We start from the raw sequence: 22,885 nt of genomic DNA, 5'->3' as shown, positions 1-22,885 counted from the left end.
CCCTCTGCCCCGAAGGTGCCGTAGCCGTGCTTATGGACTTCCGTGCCTTCAGGAGGGTTGTCAAGGTAATCTTTCGGGATAGACCTGGCTATAAGGGCGTTCGGCTCAGGGACATAACATATGCTCCTTCCTATGTCGCCCCGATAGCCCTTGAGCTAGGCATAATAGTCGCTGCTCATATCGATATACCTGAAGACCGGAACGAAAGTCACCTTGTCCCAGTGCTCGAACTCAAACTTCCCTTCCGGAGTTTCCGGAAGCTCAACCGAGAAACTCACGGGAGATGCCCTTATTTTTTTGGAGACCCTCCCGAGGTCGGAAGTATAGGTGTTCAGCCCCGGGTACTTTTCCATCATCTTATCTACATCTCCCAGGAACTGGAAGCTGAGCGTGCACTCCTCGTCCCCGTCAAACATGCCTGAAAACATGACGGCATCAAAGGTGATCCGTTCTTCTCCCGAATAAGGGATCTCGAAAGGCTCGTACTCATCCCCGGGCCTCCTGAGGGTAATGTCCCCTCTCCCTTCGGTCCGGACCACAACCGTATTTGCAAGCTCCCTCATCTGGGGGTCATCAATCACAAGCACAACCTTGAAAGCCTCTCCCGAAGCTACATTGTCAGGCATCTCGATCCTGACCCTGTCCTCGGCTGCTGCAGGAGATGAAAGTAAAATAAATAACAAAAGTGAAACAAGGAACTTTTTCATTTTTCTCCACCATTTTTCAAATAATTTTTTTAATTATTTTTAATAACTTAGATGGATATGTCACAAATAAGGATATAAACTTTGCAAGTATACTCACAAAAAATTTTGACTAAAAGGGATTGATCGCCTCATTTTAGAAATACTAAGTTTTGTTCGACGATGTAATCTTCTTTTTACCCTTCGAAACCCGAACGGATCAATTTTCAGAAAATACTCTTTTTAAATACATAAATAAATTTTTTAATTTTTCCCGGGAAATGTCGACAAAAAAATACTGCAGTATAATGTCCAACTTATGGATATATTGGAAAAATATTTGAAATTCCCGGCGTGCAAAGAAAGCTTTTTTAACTCCCCCGCAGACTGAAACCTGATGAAAAAATGGCCTTTGAATATTTCTGATACGGCATACAGGGAGAAAGTTCCGGGAAAAGGCGAACCCGGTTCCTTCTGGGAAGAGAGGGACGATAGAAGGCACTGCGGAGTCGACCTTTATGCCCCGGAAAACACCGGGGTCGTTTCAATTGAAGCAGGAACAGTCATGGAAACCGGCCTCATGACCTCCCCGGAAATCCTGCCCTACTGGAACCAAACATACTATGTGATCATTGAAAACCTTTCCGGGCTCTTCTGCAAATATGGGGAACTTGGAAAATATGCAGTTCAGCAGGGGGATCGAATCGAGGCCGGACAGCTTATCGGGTACGTGGGAACGGTCCTCAACTGCAGGAAAATAGACGAGTCCTGTCCCCCCTACATCCGGAAATTGAAAAACAAAAACCCGTGCATGCTCCATTTTGAATTATGGAGAGAAAAGCCCATCACCTCATACGAAAAATACCTGGGAGGCAACTGGTTTTCCGAAGAAAAGCCCGAAAACCTGCTGGACCCGACAGAATATCTGGAGTACATTACGGAGTACGGTACAGAATCTACCACAGAATCGACTACAGAATCGATTACGGTGTCCAGTACACAGACGGAATCCGGTACACAGAAGGCGGGAAAAAAGGTTAAGAAAGGAACGGACAGCGGCGGTCCGGAGAGCAAATCTTAAGAAAGCAAGGGTCCTTTTCCCGATTTATTGTTTTCCCGATTTATTGTTTTCCCGATTTATTGTTTTCCTGATTTATTGTTTTTCCGATTTAATCCATTTAACTGATTTTTGGTCATTTTGCGGAAAGCTGCAGGAAAAATCCGGGATTTTCATATGCAAATTCCCAGGACACTTATCATTTATTCACAAATGGAAGGAAAAGTCCGGAAAAACGCAGGACCTATAAAATATTTCAAAAAGTATTCTAAAATTTTACATAAATTTGATAAATATATTTTGACAGTTTCTGCTATGTGTTTTTAATGGTTTTTGTGTCAAATAGTGTACCATCTACGAAGAAGGAAACATTAAATAAATGTATTCAAATTATTAAATAATATGATTTCAAATGTGTATATTATACAACACAAACCCTGAAAATTTCACAGATCAGGATTGATTTTTTTGACATACATGAATATTAGTTATCAGAATGCCCTTTTTAAACATGAAAATACATTTTTTCGTTCACGAAAATAACTTTTTTAGTCATATCAATATACTTTATGGAAAATAAAATCGAAAAAAGGTTTTTTTGGATGAATGAAAGGATTACAGCTGCATTCTATGGTTAAACCCATCCATAAGGATTGAAATGCCATAAGGATTGAAATCCATAAGGATTGAAATGCCATAAGGATTGAAATTTCAATATGCTTTGCTGTATAAATCCGGAATCAATGAACTATTTATAAAAAGAAATCAAATTTTTTCCCATGCAGGAAAAGGAACTCACAGCTTACTGCGGACTCTACTGCGCCGATTGCATCCATTTCCGGAACAGGCACAGCAAGCTTGCGGGACAGTTGAAAGAGGAACTTGAAAAGGCGGATTTTCAGAGCTACACAAGCGTAAAAAGCCCTTTTGGCTCTGAGTTTCAGCACTATGATGCATTTATGGAAGTACTGGAAGCCCTTATCCGGCATTCCTGCTCTGAAGGCTGCAGAACTGGAGGGGGATGCAGTGCAGAGCCCTGCCGGGTTATCGTATGCTGCAAGGAGAAAGGGTACGAGGGCTGCTGGGAATGTGGCGATTTTAAAAACTGTGAGAAATTCGAGTTCCTGAAACCCCGCTGTGGAGACGCAGTGATGCACAACCTGAAGGAAATAAGGGAACGTGGACTGGAAGGATGGAGCAGGAGACGCAGTCCTTTCTATAACTGGCAAGAATAATACTGGTAACTGCCACAAAAGACTGCCTGAAATATTATCTGCAGTAGGTGCGGAAATTGAAAAACTTGAAGCCTTTCACGTAATCAAAAATTGTTACTATTTACGGAGAGGCAGGAATGGGACTAACAATGGGTAGATGAAGACAATGGTGAGGAGGGGACAACAATAAAGCGGTTTGAGGCAATAACAGGGTAGAAAGGGACAATAAGGGACAATAATATGTGGGGACAATTCAATGGAAGTTTTTGTCGGTACATGCGGCTGGTACTACGAGTGGAACGAGGAGAAAAACCTGGACTGGTTCACAAGGAATTCCGGACTGAATACCGTTGAACTTAATGCAAGCTTTTACCGTTTTCCCTTCCCAGACCAGGTAAAGAGCTGGGCAGTAAAAGGAGCCGGGCTGCGGTGGAGTGTCAAGGTCCACAGGGCAATAACCCACAGGCACAGATTTAATGAAAGGGCCTTTGAGATCTGGAAAAATTTCAGGGAACGTTTCGAACCCCTGGACCCACTCATCGATTTCTACCTCTTCCAGGCGCCGCCCGGATTTGATGATGTAGAAAAGGTACTGCAGTTTGCGGAAGCTGCGGGCCTCGGGGAGAGGTTTGCGTTTGAAATAAGGAACAGGGAGATGCTTGGAAACGACGGGCTGTGCTCCGGACTTGCTGAAAAAGTAACACTCGTATCCGTGGACTCCCCCGATTACCGGGACCGGGTCTTTCCCGGAAAAATTGTATACCTGAGGATGCATGGGAGAAAAGACTGGTACCGCTACAACTATTCAAGGGATGAACTGGAAGCAACAGCCGGAAAAATACTTGATTCCAGGCCTGAAAAGACCTATGTCTATTTCAATAACGACCACAACATGCTTGAAAATGCAAGACTGATGCTCGAGGTCCTGGGCTGAATTGTCAACTTGAGTGTGGGCTTTTTCCAGACTTAAAAATCCGCTTCAGGGATTTTTTATATCCAGGATGCATGGCAGCTTGCTCAGGTTTTTATCAAACAACTTAAAGGGTATTCTGCAAGTGTAAACCCCTAACCATAAAAAGATTATTATATTAAGAATATCAATTCACAATTGACATGGGGACTTTACAGGTCAAAATTCAACTTGCAAGAGCCTGAACTGGAATTTTTTCAAAATTAAGTTCATGGCGGAGAGTCCACAAAAAATAACTTATAATATATATAAATCAAGAGTGGGAAAAACATGTTCTGGAGCAAGGACGACATTGTAGAAAGGCTCGCCAAAATCCCGCGCACACTGGAGGACATCTCAGTAGAGATCTTCAAAGGCGTACCATCAACAAACGATTTTTTGCACCGGGTGAACCTTTCAAGGGACAGCAACTCTGAAGCAACCTATGTCTGCAGGAAGCTGTATAGAAACGTGAACATCGAGCATGAATTGATGTACCCTTATATGGACGGAGCCCTTTCCAACGAATTCGCCATCCGCCCCACTCAATACCGCTTCATGCTGCCTTATGATATCCCTGGCACCGGCATCCGAAAAGAGTACCGGATTATCCAGCCCGGGGACCTGGAAGCAAGGTTTCCGCTGGCTTACAAAAGGCTTCTGGAAATAAAAACCAGGCACCAGTCCGGGGATGAAGAGCTCGATTCAGCTGATTGTTACCGCCTGGAAGAAGAAAAGTTCCTGGAGTACATCAACACGCCTAAAATCGTCGTTACTGACCACTACCGCCTGCAGGCTTCATACGATGCAGCCGGAAACCATGTGTTTGCGGAAGGCGTAGGAGTCGTCCTCGGGGACCCGGCAATGTACCATTATGTCACTGCCGTCCTCAACTCCTCCGTTTCAAGGGTTTTTCCCGAGATCTGGACCCGGGAAAAAATGAGGAACAACGGAGGGCTTTACCCTAAAATGCTCAAAAGGTTCCCGATCACCTTCCCGGCAGACGCGACCACGGAAACCCTGATAAGCACAATCTCCCGCTACCTCATTTACCTGAACGGTCAGAAGCAAACGACAAGTGTCTGTTCCCTGCCCTGCTACCAGAACCTGATCGACTTCTACAAACGAATAGCAGACCTCCTTATCCTCGATATCTACCTCACAAAAGACCTTGACCCGAAGTTCCTGGAAATTCTTGTAGAGAACATCACCCTGCCCGAAGATGAATTCGAATACAGCAACGACATGAGCCTCATGATCGCCCTGCAGGCAATACAGAAAAACATCCTGGATGCCCCTGATTTCAGGAAATGCAAGTTCAACAACGAGTTCACGAATATCCTGGCTACCCTGAAAAACAACGGGGCCTGGTAAACAAAGAAAAAAACACATCATTCGATATTGCCTTCTTACTGGAAAAAAGACCGAATTCCTAAGAATTACGTTTCAAAAAAGAGAGAGGAGGGGAAAAATTTCCCCTCTTTACCATGGTTCTTTTTCAGTCAAAATCCTGTTTTTAAGAGAGCTTGTCACCGGATATTAAAGGTCGCAATTTTCTCTGAATTATACTCGTATCCGTCCATAACCACATCGGTCACATCAACGGTGTACTCACCTGCCCCCTGTTTATTTGAAGTTTTCCACGTAATAACAACCTGCCCGTTTTCATCAGTAAGCCCCTGGAGCGAAGCTACTTCTTTGCCTTCAGGGTCAAGGATGCTCAGGAAAACGGCGGAACCTGAAATTGGCGAGCCTGTAGAATCCTCTATCTCAACTCTTATGCCCACAGTATCCTTTAGAGCAAAAGTATCGCTTTGCTCGGCAGGATTGCCCTTCCTGTCAACGGATAACGTCACCAGCTCACTGACCACGAGCCCGGAAACCGGAGGTAATGGCGAAGCGGTCCACGTTGCATTTGCCATCTCATAGGGCTCTGCCATACCGTTATTCAACCAGGCATCCAGTAGCTTCTTTCCTTCACCGCCCAGGAAATTATTTGATCCGTCATTGGCAAGATAAAGGAACTGGACATACTCCCAGCTGGTGGGCTGGTAAAGGAGTTGTATATCCGCTCTTACAGCATCAGCCGGAGGGTTCAGGGTTATCTCGTCCCAGTAATTGTACTCCCCTCCAGGTCCGGGGTTTCCATACTGATCTTCCGGGACCGGAAGCGCATTTCTGAGTTTTGTCTCATTGTAGCTCATCCCGTAGGGTGGGATGCGGTTATCCATCTCCATTGCATTGTTCAGGACAAAGTGGAATGTCTTGTAGGTGGTTCCATCAGATTCGTTAGCAAGCCATCCTAGTGTCTTATACGGAGCACCCGTAAGACGGTCGTAGCTCAATGGCAGAGTTCCTGGATAACCAAGAGCTATGAGTTGTACAGCCCATTCCTTTGTCATGGCGGGGTGACTCTCGTATATTTTGGTGTTTTCACCCTTGAGGTTCAGGATGGTATCAACTTTGTCCATCTCGTTGATTTCCCCGTCGCCATTAATGTCCATCTCGAGCTGGACAGGACCGTATTCTCCGTCTTCCCCCACAATTTTATCGTCCGCATCATACCACTTGATATTCACCCACATCCGGCGCCCTTCGGGATAACCGGTGATGAGTTTGTGCCCTGCAGTGTTTATGACTTTCAGGGTATCGTCGGTCACTTCCAGGACGGCTGCCTTTTTGAGCTGTTCCTCAGCCCTGATCTTCCCGGCATTTATTGCTTCGTTCTGGGTACTTGTAAGCCCTCCACCGAGCCTGAGCTGTCCCTGGCCATCCAGATACTGGATCACATCCGGTACCCAGTAATTGCCACCTGTCATGTCATGAAGCGGCAGGTCTGACCTGAGAGGAGTTCTGGCTTTATTGGCGCCGTAACCGGTTACTGGAGGCTCGTGGCAGCTCTGACAGCTGAAGTATCTTACAGTGCCATCCGAATAGTTTCCATCGGTACCTGCCACAAGAGCGCTTTCATAGGCAGCCTTGATCGCACCACCTGCCTGGAGGTCATCAGGAAGGGTTTCGTAATCCGAAACCGCTGTCCTGGACAGAAGCCCTGATTTATACTCACTCTGGGTCCTCTCCACAATCCCGTACTCATACGGGAAGTTGTTGAAAGCTGCCTTACTTTCGACCTCTGAGCCAGGAGTCCCGTTAAAAGTACCATCCGCAAGAGGTAAAGGCACCCCGTTATTATGGGCAAGGTCCCCCACAGCCGGGTTGGAGACGTCGTGGCATGTGCCGCAGAAATCAACGGAACGGTGGAATTCGGACTGAATAAACCGATGCTTTGCCATGGCATCGCTATAGGGTCCCAGTTTGTCAGGATTGTTCCACATGACATACATTCCGGTTCCGTAATATCCGGTAATATTTCCAGGATCCGAACCCGGGTCTCCGAAGTCATTTGCCAAAAACGGGTCATTCTGCACGCCAATAAGTACAGGGTCGGAGTTGTCCGGATTTGTTACCTTATGGCAAAAATCACACTCCACACCATCGGAATCCGCTGCTGTCAGTCCTGACCCGTCTGTGGGAACGGAATGCCCTGCAAGCCACCCGCCGGGGCTGTGGCAGCGTATGCAGAGGCCCCCCGCTCCATCAAAGTCCTGTTCCGCAACTGCAAGGGTGGCCCAAAAAATCGGGTCACGGCCCGCGTTTGCCATCATGGTGCCACGCCAGTTGAAAGCAGGTTCAACGGCTTTGTCATATCCCCCATGGCAGTTATCACATTTGTCAGGAGATTCCAGAAAATTCACTTCATTTGGCTGCGTACCCGGCTGCATAATATCAGTAGGTACAACATCGGCTGCAAGAGCAGCATAGCAAAATAAAAATACAATTGCGATTGAAATCGCAAGCGGTTTATTGATTGTAGATCCCTCCAACATTTCCCCTTTTTACTCGTATAAGACCTATTATACTTATTCTATAAAAAAACATGCTTAAAAAAAGTCAAATTTTATAATTAATATTAAAATATAGATATTTATAAATGAATATTAATTTAAAAAATATAAATAAAATATTATTAGCATAATAGGAATATTAAAAATTTAATTTATTGATGAATAAGTTGGATTTAAAATAGAATGAACATGAAGAATTTTTTTAGCTTCAGACAGCCTGCACTTCCGCCGTAGCTTCAAGCTTCTTTATTCCTGAGGGGCTGGCAGAAAGCTGGAAACGGACTCCCCCGAGGGAATGAAACCTAAAGTATCAGCAGAACATTTTGTTTTAAGATGACTCTTTGCTTCAACATGACTTTTTCCGCGGTTTCCAATGTTATTTAAAATTCTTATAAGGTTTTCCCGGCTCAAATCGCCTTTTTTCATCACGAAGGAAACATTGCGGTTGAGAAGCTCCTTTTCTTCAAGACTGAGGCTCTTTGAGGTGCATACGATAATAGGAATGTCTACAGTCTTCGGGTTTCTTTTCAGGACCCTTATCACATCAAAGCCGGAAAAGCCCGGCATCATCAGGTCAAGGATTAGGGCATCAGGAAGCTCTTTCAGCGCCTTTTCAATTGCTTCTTGCCCGCCGTATGCACAGCTGACTTTGTACCCGTTGTTCTCAATCATGGAAGCCATAAGTTCAACTACGGGAGCCTGGTCATCTACAATCAGGATCCTGGGTTCATCTTTTTTCGTCTTTGCTTTTATACGGTCCAGCAGTGCAACAAACGTGTGTTTTTCGATCGGTTTTACGATATGGTCAAAAGCGCCCCAGAGGATGCTGCATTCCCTGTCATCATCTATGGAAATAATAAGCACCGGAATCTCGGCAGTTTCGGAATCTTTTTTAAGGTTTTTCAGGACGTCCCAGCCGTTCATCCCGGGCAGCATGAGGTCCAGGGTGATTACAAAAGGTTTGAGCCGGTGGGCAAACAAAAGGGCCTGTTTCCCGCTGGAAGCCTGGGCAACCCTGAACCCTGCTTCGGTCAGGGTGAGGATTAGAAGTTCCCTGGAGAGCTCGTCATCTTCCACTACCAGGACCAGGGGTTCGGAACCGTCAGACCCCACAGGTTCGATAATCTCCGGGAGCTCGAAGGAATCGGGGTCACACCCCGAATCCCGGCCCTCAGGCGAAAATCCCCCCGCCTCACGGACTGCACATCCTGCTCCCCCTTTCAGGGTTTGGACTGTTCCGGTTTCCTTTTCCCGAGCGCCTTCCTGTCCCCCTCTCATATCCCCTTCATACCCGGCGAGTACGGGCATTTCAAAAATGAATGTAGAGCCAGTTCCAAGTTCACTTTCGACCCAGACCCTGCCTCCCTGCATTTCCACAAACTTCTTGACCAGGGCAAGGCCGAGGCCTGTGCCTTCGTACTGGCGGTTGAGGGCAGAGTCAATCTGCTTGAAAGGTTTGAAAAGCTGTTCCTGATCCTTTTTCGAGATCCCTATGCCTGTGTCCGAAACCGTAACTCTTATCCCTTCTCCTGACCTGGATGCCGAAATTTTCACGGAACCTCCGGAAGGCGTGAATTTGATAGCATTGCTGACCAGGTTGTAGAGGATCTGCTTGAAGCGCGTCCTGTCGGCACTGACTAAGAGATTTCTATCTACCTCGAAAATGGTGGTAATATTTTTCTTAAAGGAGAGGGGAGTAGTCACGTTCTTTGTGTCGGCAAATACCTCGGAAAGGGCAAAAATTTCCATTTCCAGGTGCATTTCCTCGGCTTCGATTTTCGAGAGGTCCAGAATGTTGTTTATGAGCGAAAGGAGGTGCTTGCCGCTGCTGGATATATTGGTGAGGAACTTACGGCTCTGGATACTGAATTCCCCTGCCATGTCTTCAATCAGGAGGTCAGAAAACCCGATGATTGCCGTGAGCGGGGTCCTCAATTCATGGCTCATGGTGGTAAGGAATTCACTCATGGACCTGTTTGCGCCTTCAGCTGCTATTTTCGCCTTGAACAGTTCCTCTTCAACCTTTTTACGTTCGGACAGGTCAATAAAACTTTCAACAAAGTAAGCATTCCCTCCGATTGACACGGGCACTACACTCTTGATGATGGGAATCTTTTCTCCGCCGGCTATGAGGAGTACGCTCTCGGACACATCCCCAGGCAGTCCCATTTCAAAAGAGATGCATTTTTCCTCTTCAGGCGGACAGATGAACTGCTGGCAGACCTTTCCAAGGAGCTCTTTTTCGGAAATCCCTATGGTTTTTAAAGCAACAGGATTTGCATCCATTATCTTTCTGGTAGAAGCTTCAATCAGCAGGATCCCGCAGAGAGCGTTGTCTATAAGGGTTTTTAACCTCTCCCTGCTCTCCTGCTCCAGCCTTTCAGCTTTTTTACGTGAAGTTATGTCCTGGGCAACAACCTGAATTATTCTCCTATCTATATCGACAACGGACGAACTGACTTCAAAATAGATGGTTTCCAGGTCTTCTTTCCGGAGATTCATCTCAAAACAAGCGTGACCTTTCTCAAAAGTTTCTTTCAGGGCCTGCTGTGCCTCAGGGAGATATTCGGGGGGGATGAGGGAAAGGAGTGAAAGCTTTCCCGGACAAAACTCTCTGCACCCGAGAATTTCACGGCCTTTTTTATTGATGTCCAGGACCTTTTTTTCGTTCGAAATGATGACCATATCATTGGACTGCTCAAAAAGAACCCTGTATTTTTCTTCATTTTCCCTCAGGTTTGCTTCCGCGATTTTTTGAAGAGCCAGGGCTTTCTCCGTCTCAATCCAGCGGCTCAGGGAGAAAAATCCGAGCCCGAAGGAGAGGTATATTGAAAGAGTGAGCAGCATCCCGAGTTTCCATCTGTCGTAGCGTTCGACAAACAGTAATACTGCTTCAAAAAGGTCATAATTGGAGGCTACAAGGGTAAGTATGAAACCCAGAGCTAAGATAACCATTAACTCGCTGGATACTTTTGTGAACCTGAATTTTGAAACATTTTCCATTTCCCATCCCCCCGGACAGAAAAACATTTTCCCCCTGAAATTTTGTACCTTTCTGCATCAGCTATTAAACTGCTCCAGCAGCGATTTGAATTTCCTGATGTCTATAGGCTTGGAAACATAGCCGCTGAACCCCGCCTGCAAACATCTTTCTTCATATCCCTCCATTGCATGGGCTGTCAGGGCAATAACAGGAATTTCCCTGGTTTCCGGATCTTTTTTGAGCTCCTTAAGGACCTCAAGCCCGTCAATCCCGGGAAGCTGAATATCCATGAGTATGAGTCCGAAATCATCTTCCTGGACCTTTTTTAAGGCTTCGGACCCGTCCACAGCCTCTGCGGCATTATATCCGAAAGACAGCAGCATAGTTATTATGAGCTCAAGGATAACTGGGTGATCCTCAACCACAAGTATGGTTTTCATTTTACCGACTCTTGTTGCACACTGTATTATTTATGCACCTGTAAACCCCAGAAACCCGAAAAGAACCAAAGCCCGAAAAGAATCGGAGCCGAAAAGAATCGGAACCTGAGAACAGACCGCACCCCACAAATCTTGCCATTAGTTCTCAAATTTTCAGGGCAAGCCCCAAAAACACTGACAAACTAATAAAAAAATTCCAATAGATGCCTTAACGTTATATACAACAGTACATCACCGGTTCAGTACGTCACCACCCATTCCCCAAATATCATAAAATTTATTAAGTTACTACTAAATGTGCACTCAACACATATAAAAATTTTGATTCTTGTTTCGAATATAACCCGGTTTGAAAGGAAGCCTGGAAAAATAACCTGAAAAGGAAAAAATGGAAGGGAACCCAAAAAGGGGACCTTTCATAAAACCAAACCTCAAACTCCGTCTCCACTTGCCAGAAACTCAGCATATACGGGGTAGTGGTCCGAAACGGCTTCTGTTTTTTCAGAGCTCAGGTTGTACACCAGGTCGTACCTGAAAACTCCGGCATCGCCGGTGAAATGGGATTCCGCATCACCGGTGGCGATTATCCTGTCATAGGTACAGTCGGTGCTTCCGGTTGTGGTATCCAGGCTGTTGTTTATCAGCCAGGAATATTCCTCGCCGCTCAGGGAATTTGCCGAATCTTCATCGAAATACGAGCCGTCTGCGTTAAGGTCTCCCATTAAAATGAAGTCGTCTTCTTCAGGGTACCTTTCCCGGGCATAGGCGATAACGTCATCGAGGGAGTTAATTTCTTCCGTTGCCTCATCAGGGTCGGTGTGGACCGTGACAAGGGCAAAACTGAAGTCTTCAGCCGGGAGCTCGAACAGCGCAATGTAAGGCTCACGGTGGAACGGGTCAGTGCCCTCAGGTTCGGGATAGGTGCCGGGCTCCTCCGCAAGCCTGACCCTCGTGCTGTCGTACACGTAGGCATACTGTTCCTTGCTTGTTGTCCTGCCAAGCCTTTCGCTTACCGCAAAAGAATACTGTGCCCCTTCGCTGTTTACGGCATCGACAAGCTGCGGAAGGGCCGTCTGGGACTTATCCCTGATCTCCTGGACCGCAACGACGTCGTACGTGCGGATGATTTCCGCAAGGACCTCCATGACCTCAGGGTCCGAAGCCTTGCTGACCCCAAAGACCTGGATGTTAAAAGCCCCGACCCTCAGGGTTTCTGCCGGCTGCCCGGCATCGGAAGCAGGGGAAGACTCCCCACGCACCTCACGCAGATCGGTTCCTTCTCCTTCATCCGCGTCCCTGCTGCTTTCTAAGTCCCCACCCTCTGCGCCCCCGGTTTCATCAAGCGGCTGCTGTGAGGCTGCTTCCCCGTCAGAAACCTCCGGAGAAGGCAGGTCCGCATCGGAGATTCCTTCATTAACGGTCTCATCCACGGTTTCACCCTGGCCCGGAGAATCGATACATCCGGAAAAAAGCACAAGTAGGACTGCAAGAGGGATAATTCCCTTCCAAAAAGTTTTTAAATCCATGATCGACCTCTATCTCAAATCCCGGACACCGGCAGAATTTCCGGCATCAGGAAGTATTAAGGAATATTGATACACTTGACAAAGTATTTTCTAAAAATCGGCCTTTTTTCCGATAAAAAGTGTTTCACTATAATTATTGAGTGTATAAAAATGTGAAAAATCAATATATTAAGTTTGTTAAACCTACTTGAGGAAGATAAAAAGAAAAAATGAAAGTTATGAGGAAAGCTATGAAAAAAGTTTATGAGGAAAGCTAAGGAAAGGCATAAGAAAAATTAAACCTGCGGCATTTTTCAGCTTATTGAACCATGCCGCTTGTTCGGATCACACCGGGCTTACCGTTACGTCCAGCCGGACTTCTTCCTGGCCTGCGGGCACATCGTTGTGCCAGGTTGTCACGTAATCCCCTTTTGAGACTCTGCCGTTGCCGTCGGCGTCTATGTGAACATAGAGAGAATACGTCCTGTTATCAACGAGTTCCTGGAAAACGAGGGTGAAAGGTATCGAATCCTTTCCTTCAGGTCCTACGGACACGCCCTCAATTGAGGTTTCGGCAATCACGGTTGAAGGAGCGTCAGCAAGGCTGACGTCATCAAGCCGGATATAGACAGTTGCATCCTCAACAGGTGTTTCCAGACTTTCAAAGAGGATATTTCCCTGAATAATCCCGCAGGTTTTGGAGGAGGCGGCGTAATCTCCCAGCACGAAGCTTGCGTTTACCCCGTTGACCGAAACCGTGTACTCTCCTGGCTCAAGCCCTTCTATGTCAATAGGCACGTATTCTTCAAAGGGGACCAGGTTAAGGGTACAGGGCACTCCAGACTGGATCAGGGTAGGGATGTCCACGAGGATCAACTTACCCTCCCTTTTCACGCTTATGTTCTCCCTGTCAAGTTTTTCACAGCTCCCGCCGAGCATCCCGAAGGCTACAGCCCTGACCTGCGGCGGAATTGAGCGAGTCATAATTATAGTTACGTTTTCTACAGCAGCTTTTCCGGCAATATATTCTTCGGAAACCTGCTCATTTATAAGCCCCTCTCCGGAAAGGCTCTCATTCCCGGAACCGCCGGGTTCCGCTACGTCCTCTTTGCTGCTGTCAACACAACCGCTTAACGGCAGCAGCAGCAGGATAAGAGCTAAACTCAGTACTTTATTCAGGAATTTTGGGTTCATGAGATCACTTCTACACTCCCCCAGTAGCCTACATTAAATATATTTTTTACTTTAACTTTAATCTGATTCGTAGTTATCAAGTTCTATTCAGCCCGGGTGGAATGGTAACCTTCTTTCTGCCGGTTATATGCAATTTTACCTCGAAAATAGGAAAAATCGTAGCCTTTTACAGGCTACCTGAATCGTTACGAAAAAAATATTGAAGCTATAAGAAGCTATGAATAAATTTATGAAAAAAGTATGAGAAAGCTGTGAAAAAAGGCATGGAAAAAGCTATGAAAAAAGTTAAAAACCCGGATTTGAAAATCCATTAAAAATTCTCTTAAGCCAGTTTGACCCCGTTTTTCACAGCCCTTTCAGGCACTGCCAGCACAACTTCCCCGTCTTCTCCCACAAAACCTGTGGTGAGGACTTCGGACATGAACTTCCCTATCTGCCTCGGCGGGAAATTTACAACGCAGATGACCTGCTTTCCTACAAGTTCCTCTTTTGAGTAAAGTCTGGTGATCTGGGCACTGGACTTTTTGAGGCCCAGGCCCCCAAGGTCGATTTTCAGTCTGTAGGCAGGTTTTCGGGCTTCAGGGAAGTCTTCAACTTCAACTATAGTCCCGACCCTCAGTTCAACTTTTTCAAAATCGTCCCAGCTTATTTCCTGCATGGGAACTGTCTTTGTTTTTGTGGTAAATCTGCCTTTCGGTAGGTAGGGAACACGTGGTGAGGAACAATGTTAGGTATGACACGAGCATGGAAAGACATACAGGGGCATGGGAAGGACACTTTTCCATCTACATTCGCCCCTAAAGCTGCTGTTTTTCTTTCCAGCCACCCAGCACCTGCCGTCCAGCACCTGCCATCCAGCCTTGCTATTGGAAAGTTTCAGGCATTTCAACTTATTGAGAACACTCCTTTAAAGATCACACCTGACTTACTGTTACGTCCAGCAGGACCTCTTCCTGGCCCGCAGGCACATCGTTGTGCCAGGTTGTCACATAGTCTCCCTTTGAGACGCTGCCGTCGCCGTCAACGTCTACGTGCACATAGAGCGAATAACTCCTGTTATCAACGAGTTCCGGGAAACCCAGGGTGTAAGGTATCGAACCTTCCCCCTCGAGCCCCACGGAAACGCCCTCAATTGAGGTTTCGGCAATCACGGTCGAAGGGGCATCCGCAAGGCTTACGTCGTTAAGCCTGATGTAGACAGTTGCACTCTCTACAGGTGTTTCCAAACTCTCGAAAAGGATATTTCCCTGAATAGTCCCGTAAGTCCCGGCCTCTTCGGAATTTCCGGCACCTGACTCTGAAGAAGATTCGGCCATGCCTTCATCTACGGAATAGCCGGAATCGGTTTCATTTCCCTCGTCGCTGCTAACGCATCCGCTTAACGGAAGCAGCATCAGGATGAGGAATAAGACAAGTAATCTTTTTAAGAATTTTGTGTTCATAAGATCCACTTTTCACTCCCCCGTGGCTGTATAATAAAGCTTTATGTACTGGCGTATATGGTTCATTTGATGCAGATTCTGCTCACGGAAACCTGTACCGGGTACTGTACAAAGTCCTGTATTCCATACAGATTCTGTATTTTCATAAAAATAAAAATTGAACGTGTGCGCTGTACAGTGTGCCCTCTCCTTTTTCCCCACAAAAATTGAGGGACACTTAAATAATTTATGATAAATAAAAATGGCAATATCATGTATATTAAGTTTGTCGAGGCCGAACAGGCAGAGGTCCAGGAATAAGAAAGTCAGGAGGTAAAAATCCTGTGCGTCTATTTCGACCGACTCAACTTTGTAGACACGATTGCAACAGACATGGCAAGCAAAACCATGGCCAGGAAGGTAATCGAAAAGTCGCTTAAAGAAATTATGTAAAAATATTAATTTCAAGTTCTTTTTACGGAAAAAGGGGCTCTCTGCCTTCCTTTTCCCTGAATTCATTTTCTGAGTATGATACTATAATATAGGGGCACCCTGAAATATTTACAATAGGAAATTTTATTGTCCCGTTTTTTCGTTCAGGAGGGTTTGAATACGGTCAATTTAATTAAAAGCTTATATAAAGAGGAGCTTTCTCCGGGAAGCGAGTCTGCCGGGAATAAATCTGCTGAGAATAAATCCGCCGGCAATGGACCCGAAGGGAATGGAACTGCCGAAAATAAAACTGCCAGGAATGAAACTGCCAGGAATGAAGCTGCCAGGAATGAAGCTGCCAGGAATGAACCCACAGGGAATGGACCTGCCGGAAACGAGACTGCAGGAAGGGGTGAAAAACTGAAGGCTTCCGAAAAACACATGGCCCTGTTTGAAAGCTACAGCAGGCGGCTGAAAGACCTGGACCCCGAACTGCTCACCACTGACGATGAGACTGCCCTGAAAGAGGCTTTCGGGCATGCAAAAGAAGTGCTCGGACCCGAAGAGCTGGTCGGCTGGTTTTCCTCAAGAGCCGAGCCCTTTTACAGGTCAGCATCCTGGGAGCTGCTTTTTCCCATATACGGGGAACTGCTTGAGCTCGCAGAAAAGGACCTGGGCCCGGACCACCCGGCAACTGCGGCTGCCGCAAACGGGCTTGCCGGAATACACAGGTACCTGGGCAGGTACGACGAAGCCTTAAGCCTGTTTTCCCGGGCGCTTGCAATCCGGGAAAAGACCCTCGGCCCGGACAGCCCGGAAGTAGGAGACACCTTAAGCGAACTCGGAGCCCTCTATTACTTCACGGAAGAGCCCGAAGAAGCCCTGGAATGCTACACCAGGGCCCTGGAAATCCAGGAAAAGTTCCTCTCCCCCGAAAACCTGGGCTCTGTCCGGACCCTGAACAGGACGGCCTTTTTCTACCAGGGAATGGAAGAGCCTGAAAAAGCAGTCGAACTCTTCACCCGGGCCCTCGACCTCCTCGACAACCTCCGGAAGAAAAGGCCCGAAAACCCGAAACTCCAGGCCTACACCGCAGGCACCCTCAACAACCTGGGTGTCCTCCTCTCGGAAATGGGCAGGACAGAAGAAGCCGCAGAAGCCTACGGAAAAGCCCTCAAGCTCCAGGAAAAAGCCTACGGCCCGACCCACCCCCAGCTAGCCCAGACCTTAAACAACCTCGGCCTCCTCTACTTCGATACCGGAAGCCCCGAAAAAGCCCTCGCCCTCTACACCCGCGCCCTCGAAATCTTCGAAAACCTGGGAAAAACCGACCACTCCGGCTATGCAAACACCCTCAACAACCTTGCCGGCGTCTACGTCCAGAAGCGCAGGTGCAGAGAAGCCCTAAAACTCTACGAAAAAGCCCTCGCCATCCGGGAAAAGACCCTGGGCGAATCCCACCCCGACGTTGCCAAGACCCTCAACAACCTTGCCGAACTCTACCGCTCCATGGGCGAACACAAAAAAGCCCTCCCCCTCTACGAACGCGCCCTCAAGATCTACGAAACCACCCTCGGCCCGACCCACCCCGACGTCGGCACCACCCTCAACAACCTCGCCGGCCTCCACGAAAGCATGGGCGAATACGAAACCGCAATCGACCTCTACGAAAAAGCCCTCGACATCATCGAAGCCGCCTTCGGCATCGACCACCCCTACTTCAAAATCACGCGGAACAATTTGCTGGCACTGTATGAGAAGATCGAGAGAAGCTGGCGGGAAGCGTGAAAAAGGGTGAGTATTTAAATATAGGAAAAGTTACAAATTCGAAAAAGTTTGATAAAAAATTCTGAATGTACAACCAATGACATATGAAAATTATAATTAAATTTGAATATATATATTAATATTTGGTCAATTTTAGATACTTTTATATAGAGTAATTTTCAAACCTGACGCACCATACTTAAAATATTTTAACATAAGATAGGTTTGACAGGTAGAGGAATTTCATGGTAATATCTCCCACTAGTTCTCTTATTTATAGAGGAGAGCGCCTATTTGTTAATAGAACAGAATTTATTGAAGTTTTTGAAAATTCATTGAATATTATTGGCAAAAAAAACTATAATGTTTTAGTATATCATGGGATTGCGGGTATAGGAAAAACAAGCTTGCTAAAAGAACTTGCGAAGCGGATTGATATACACAACCAATTATACCAGAATCCTATTACACTATGGGCATTTGTGGATCTCAGAATAGAATCTCATAGACGGGTTGATAAATTCTTAGAATTTCTAAGGAATCAACTGCAGGAAAAATATGATATTAAATTCAATTCTTTTGACATTGCAAACGCTGTCTATTGGAAGAAAATAAATCCCAATATCCCTCTACAAAAAGAAAGTTACTCCAAAAATAGCATCGTTGAAAAGTTAATTGATGTCTTCGGCGGTTTTGTCCAGATAAATTCCAGGAGTATCAAAAAAACAATTGAAGAATATCCAGATTGTTCAGATGAATGGTTTTTAAGAAGAAACAAAGAAATTTTAAAGTTATTTGATATGAACATTGCTCAATTAGAAAAACTACTTCCAATTTATTGGGCTTTTGACTTAATCGATTATTTGCAGAAAAACTCGAAATCTGCAGTTTTCTTCATAGATACATATGAAAATCTTTGGGAAAATCAACGAAGTCTCGTAAACATCCATTCTAAAGACGAGTGGATAAGAGAATTAATAACAAATCTGCCAGAAAATTGCTTATGGGTGATCTTCGGAAGAAGGCCTCTTTTTTGGGAAGAAGTTGATCCAGACTGGGAAAAATATCTTGAGCAGTATCCCCTTGAAAAACTACCAGATAAAGATGTGATTAATTTTCTAAATTCATGTGGAGTTAGAGAAAAAGAGATACAACAGACTTTACTTACAAAAAGCGAAGGGGTTCCCCATTATCTAGCTTTAACTGTTGATTCTTACTCTAAAATTAAAAAAAAAAGGCAACCAAACCCATCTGATTTTGCGCAAATGCCAGAAGAAATTAATAATAGTTTTTTAAAATATCTTACTCATATAGAGATCAAAACCTTTAAAGTATTATCAACTCCTCGCTTCTGGGATTACGATATATTCAAATTGTTAGTCACGAATTTTAGTACAGGCTACCCTATACATGAATACTTAGAATTACACCGGTTTTCATTTCTTCATGATACTGAAGGCAGAATGTACATGCATCAGTTAATGAGAAATAGTCTTCAGGAATATCAAGAAGAAAAATTAAAGAAAGAAGTTCATCTTTTCATGCTTGAGTATTACAGTAATCAATTAAAAGATATTGATATTAAAGAAATTACCACTAAACATGAGACTTCTTTGATTGAAGGTTTTTATCATGCAAAAACCGCCCTTGATGTAGATAGATTTTTCAAATGGTTTATCGATTTTTCAGATCCTTTTTTTAGAGCAGCATTCTGGACTTTGATTATATCACTATATCAAGAAATGTTGGAATATTTAGAAGAAAAGAATGAATGTAAAAAGCCCGAGTATGGAAAAACTTTGGATGCACTTGCAACTCTTTATGCGAATGTGGGCAAGTATGAAGAATCCCTAAAAATGTATGAGAAAAAACTCACAAATAATGAGGAAGAACTTGGACTTGAACATCCTGAAGTTGCAACAACACTAAACAATCTAGCAAGATTGCATGAAAGCATGGGAGAATACGAAAAAGCGCTGAAACATTATAAGCAAGCGACTAAAATTAGAGAAAAAGTACTGGGGCCAGAGCACCCTGATGTTGCAACAACACTGAACAATCTGGCAGGACTCTATGAAAGTATGGGAGAGTACGAGAAAGCACTGCAACTTTATCAAGAAGCACAAAAAATAGTTGAAAAAGTACTGGGGCCAGAACACCCTGATGTTGCAATAACACTGAACAATCTAGCAGGACTCTATGAAAGCATGGGAGAGTACGAGAAAGCACTGCAACTTTATCAAGAAGCACAAAAAATAGTTGAAAAAGTGCTAGGACCAGAACACCCTGATGTTGCAAAAATACTGAACAATCTAGCAGGACTCTATGAAAGCATGGGAGAGTATGAAAAAGCACTTCCATCTTGTCTGCAAGCGCTTAAAATTAGAGAAAAAGTGCTAGGACCAGAACACCCTGATGTTGCAAAAATACTGAACAATCTAGCAGGACTCTATAATCAGATGGGAGAGTACGAAAAAGCACTTTCATGTTGTCAGCAAGCACTTAAAATAGTTGAAAAAGTGCTGGGGCCAGAACACCCAGATGTTGCAACAACAATAAACAATCTAGCAAGATTGTGCGAAAGCATGGGGGAATACGAAAAAGCACTGCAACTTTATAAACAAGCGCTTAAAATTAGAGAAAAAGTGCTAGGACCAGAACACCCTGATGTTGCAACAACACTAAGCAATCTTGCAGGACTCTATGGGCACATGGGAGAATATGAAAAAGCACTGCAATCTTATAATCAAGCGGTGAAAATTAAAGAAAAAGTGCTAGGACCAGAACATCCTGATGTTGCAACAACACTAAACAATCTTGCAGGACTTTATCGGCAGTTAAAGGACTACGAAAAAGCATTACCACTTTACCAAGAAGCACTTAAAATAGTTGAAAATGCACTTGGACCGAAGCACCCAATCGTTGCAAAAACACTAAACAATCTTGCAGGGCTCTATCGGCAGTTAAAGGACTACGAAAAAGCACTACCACTTTACCAGCGGGATCTAGAAATAACTGAAGATGTTTTAGGACCGGAACATCCTGATGTTGCAACAACTCTCAACAATCTTGCAGGACTTTATGAAAATATGGGGGAGCATGAAAGAGCGTTACCACTTTACCAAAAAACACTTAAAATAGTTGAAAAAACTCTGGGTCCGGAACACCCTGATGTTGCAACAACGATAAGCAATTTAGCAGGGCTACATGAAAGTATAGGAGAATACGAAAAAGCACTTCAGCTGTATAACCAAGCATACAAAATAGTTGAAAAAGTACTGGGACCAGAACACCCAGATGTTGCAGCAACACTAAATAATCTTGCAGGACTCTATCGGCAGTTAAAGGACTATGAAAAAGCACTACCACTTTATCAAAGAGCACTTCAAATTAGTGAAAATACCTTTGGAGAAAAAAATCCTAAGGTAGCTAAAATATTGCTAAATTTGGCAAGTGTATATAAAGAAATGGGGAGCTCAAATGAAAATTTAAAGCATTTAGAAATAAAAGAAGAAAAAATAGTTAACATCAAGAAAATCAAATTGAAAAAATATCGAAATTACCCTATAAAGAGGGAATTTGATCTCGGAAGAGTTAATCTATTCTATGGTCAAAATGGAAGTGGAAAAACATCTCTTCTGGAAGCAATTGAACTATTTATGTGTGGCAATAATTATAGAAGTCGAAATCAAATAGTTGACTATGAAATTGAAATTCTTTATGAAGGAAGAAATGAGTTCAACAGCTTAGATCTTAAAAATAACAAGAGATACAACTTAAGAGATTCTTATTGGTATAATAATCCTTATGAACAAAACGAATACAGTAACAATTTATGTATAAGCTTCAATAAATTTAATTTTTACAATACAGATGCTGCATTTAGACTATTAAACGAAAACTCTTCTGGCCAAATAAGAAAAGCTTTTGAAGACATATCTCTAGGTGAAAACGTAAATTATGTAGAAAAAAGGCTCAAAGATTTTTTATCGGAATTTAGAGCAGAATTAAAAAGATGTGAAGACTACATTGCTGAATATGAGGAAGATATAAACATTGAAAAAGATATAATGAAAGAGATTACTGTTAATAAAAACATTATAGGAAGTTCAATCCCCCAATTTATTGAAGAAGCAGATAAAATAATGTGGAAAGGTATACTTCCTCAAAGTTTGGAAGATTCTTATATCGAGTTTGAAAATGATTACAATAAAGCAAAAATGTGCTTAGACTACATTTTGAAAAACACTAATTGGATTCCAAATTTAACGTTAAGTTCATTAAAGACAGAAAAAAATAGACTGAAAAAAATTAAAAGTCAAATCGATTTGATAGATTTAGATATAGAAAATTCACTGGAAGAATTAGAAAAAATTTATAGCTTGCTTAACGACGATTGCGAAAAAACTAAGCAAAGAATTTTAGAGAAAAAAACTTTACAAATTGAAAATAAAATAAATAAAACTTATAAAATGAAGGATATTTTTATAGGAAGTTACTCAAAAGAACTAAACAGCGATGAAGTAATTTCCACAAATTCGAAGCAAAATACGTTTCAAATTTTAATTCAAAACAGAATGGAAAAAATAAACAATTCTATAAAATTAGTAGAAGAGCTATCGGAGATAATATTCGTCTCGGATAATGATCCGCTAAGAGATATAGAATTTAGACTTGATCGTATTAACAATTTCTTTGAAAATTTAAAGGCGGAAAAAAATATAGTGAACAAAAATGATATAATCGAATGTAGTTACAAAACAAAAATTAAGAGAATTGAAGGTAAAATAAAAGAAGTTACTGAAAGGAAAGAAATTGTCAACAAAGGCCATTTTTCAATTAAAAACATTTTAACTAGTGAAAGTAAAGAAAATTACTTGCATAATTTCATTCAGAAAAATAAGGAAGAAATCTTTAAAATATTTAATGCAATACATTCACCGAAAGAATTCGAAAATATTGATTTTGATCTCGATTCTAATATTATATTGAAAAGAATCAAGTCCTCAGAATATGCAGAATTATCCACAATGAGTACTGGTCAAAGATCTGCACTTGCATTGGCCATTTTTCTTAGTTTAAACAAAAAGTTACAAAATGGTCCCCCTTACTTAATTTTTGATGATCCAATATCCTTTATAGATGATCTAAATGTATTGGAATTTATTGATTATTTGAGAGAAATAGTAATTAATACAGATAGGCAAGTATTTTTTGCCACTGCAAACGAAAATTTGGCATTCTTAATATCTCAGAAGTTTAAATTTTTAGGGGAACTAGAATTTAAGAGATATAACCTATCAAGGTGAAAAGAAAGAATCTCACAACTATTTTA

General features: G+C 43.6%; 14 protein-coding genes. 6 read left to right on the top strand and 8 right to left on the bottom strand.

Annotated elements, in window-relative coordinates; genetic code table 11:
- Positions 1-155: 155 nt before the first annotated feature.
- On the bottom strand, positions 156-707 hold the full coding sequence (locus tag FTO70_RS16130) for a hypothetical protein (RefSeq protein ID WP_255336793.1): 552 nt from the start codon (positions 705-707) through the stop codon (positions 156-158).
- Positions 708-1,080: 373 nt separating this feature from the next.
- On the opposite strand from FTO70_RS16130, the gene FTO70_RS16125 reads away from it, so the two are divergent.
- From FTO70_RS16125 to FTO70_RS16110, 4 genes are all read left to right on the top strand, one after another.
- The gene (locus FTO70_RS16125) at positions 1,081-1,764 is read left to right on the top strand and encodes a M23 family metallopeptidase (protein WP_255336792.1); all 684 of its coding nucleotides are present in this window, start codon (positions 1,081-1,083) and stop codon (positions 1,762-1,764) included.
- 755 nt (positions 1,765-2,519) lie between these two features.
- Positions 2,520-2,975, top strand: coding sequence for a DUF3795 domain-containing protein (locus FTO70_RS16120; RefSeq protein WP_255336791.1), 456 nt, complete (start codon positions 2,520-2,522; stop codon positions 2,973-2,975).
- Positions 2,976-3,210: 235 nt separating this feature from the next.
- Entirely contained in the window at positions 3,211-3,888 is a 678-nt protein-coding gene (locus FTO70_RS16115) for a DUF72 domain-containing protein (protein ID WP_255336790.1), read from the top strand.
- Positions 3,889-4,194: 306 nt separating this feature from the next.
- Positions 4,195-5,277: a hypothetical protein gene (locus FTO70_RS16110; RefSeq protein ID WP_255336789.1), complete on the top strand. Its 1,083-nt coding sequence runs from the start codon at positions 4,195-4,197 to the stop codon at positions 5,275-5,277.
- Positions 5,278-5,432: 155 nt separating this feature from the next.
- Here the strand turns inward: FTO70_RS16110 and FTO70_RS16105 are convergent, their stop codons facing one another.
- The 7 genes from FTO70_RS16105 to FTO70_RS16075 form a co-directional block, all read right to left on the bottom strand.
- Positions 5,433-7,787, bottom strand: a complete 2,355-nt coding sequence (locus tag FTO70_RS16105) for a hypothetical protein (protein ID WP_255336788.1) — start codon at positions 7,785-7,787, stop codon at positions 5,433-5,435.
- A 267-nt stretch (positions 7,788-8,054) separates the two neighbouring features.
- A complete protein-coding gene (locus FTO70_RS16100) occupies positions 8,055-10,811 on the bottom strand; it encodes a response regulator (RefSeq protein ID WP_255336787.1) in 2,757 nt (918 codons plus the stop codon).
- 57 nt (positions 10,812-10,868) lie between these two features.
- Positions 10,869-11,231, bottom strand: coding sequence for a response regulator (locus tag FTO70_RS16095; protein ID WP_255336786.1), 363 nt, complete (start codon positions 11,229-11,231; stop codon positions 10,869-10,871).
- 431 nt (positions 11,232-11,662) lie between these two features.
- Positions 11,663-12,757 carry an endonuclease/exonuclease/phosphatase family protein gene (locus FTO70_RS16090; protein WP_255336785.1) on the bottom strand — a complete coding sequence of 365 codons (1,095 nt, stop codon included), beginning with the start codon at positions 12,755-12,757 and terminating at the stop codon, positions 11,663-11,665.
- Positions 12,758-13,081: 324 nt separating this feature from the next.
- Positions 13,082-13,930 carry a hypothetical protein gene (locus FTO70_RS16085; protein WP_255336784.1) on the bottom strand — a complete coding sequence of 283 codons (849 nt, stop codon included), beginning with the start codon at positions 13,928-13,930 and terminating at the stop codon, positions 13,082-13,084.
- A 322-nt stretch (positions 13,931-14,252) separates the two neighbouring features.
- Complete coding sequence (locus tag FTO70_RS16080) at positions 14,253-14,588, bottom strand: tRNA-binding protein (protein WP_255336783.1); 336 nt, start codon at positions 14,586-14,588, stop codon at positions 14,253-14,255.
- A 256-nt stretch (positions 14,589-14,844) separates the two neighbouring features.
- On the bottom strand, positions 14,845-15,372 hold the full coding sequence (locus FTO70_RS16075; protein ID WP_255336801.1) for a YbaY family lipoprotein: 528 nt from the start codon (positions 15,370-15,372) through the stop codon (positions 14,845-14,847).
- A gap of 585 nt (positions 15,373-15,957) precedes the next feature.
- Here FTO70_RS16075 and FTO70_RS16070 point away from each other — a divergent pair.
- Together FTO70_RS16070 and FTO70_RS16065 are read left to right on the top strand one after the other, a co-directional pair.
- On the top strand, positions 15,958-17,571 hold the full coding sequence (locus FTO70_RS16070) for a tetratricopeptide repeat protein (protein ID WP_255336782.1): 1,614 nt from the start codon (positions 15,958-15,960) through the stop codon (positions 17,569-17,571).
- A 224-nt stretch (positions 17,572-17,795) separates the two neighbouring features.
- Positions 17,796-22,859 (top strand): tetratricopeptide repeat protein, encoded by a 5,064-nt coding sequence (locus FTO70_RS16065; protein WP_255336781.1) that lies wholly within the window; start codon positions 17,796-17,798, stop codon positions 22,857-22,859.
- The last annotated feature ends 26 nt before the right edge of the window (positions 22,860-22,885 follow it).

The organism is Methanosarcina sp. KYL-1, assembly GCF_024372725.1.
Classification (GTDB): Archaea; Halobacteriota; Methanosarcinia; order Methanosarcinales; family Methanosarcinaceae; genus Methanosarcina.
The sequence above is the reverse complement of the archived record's forward strand: the minus strand, read 5'-3'. Positions and strand labels throughout refer to the sequence as shown.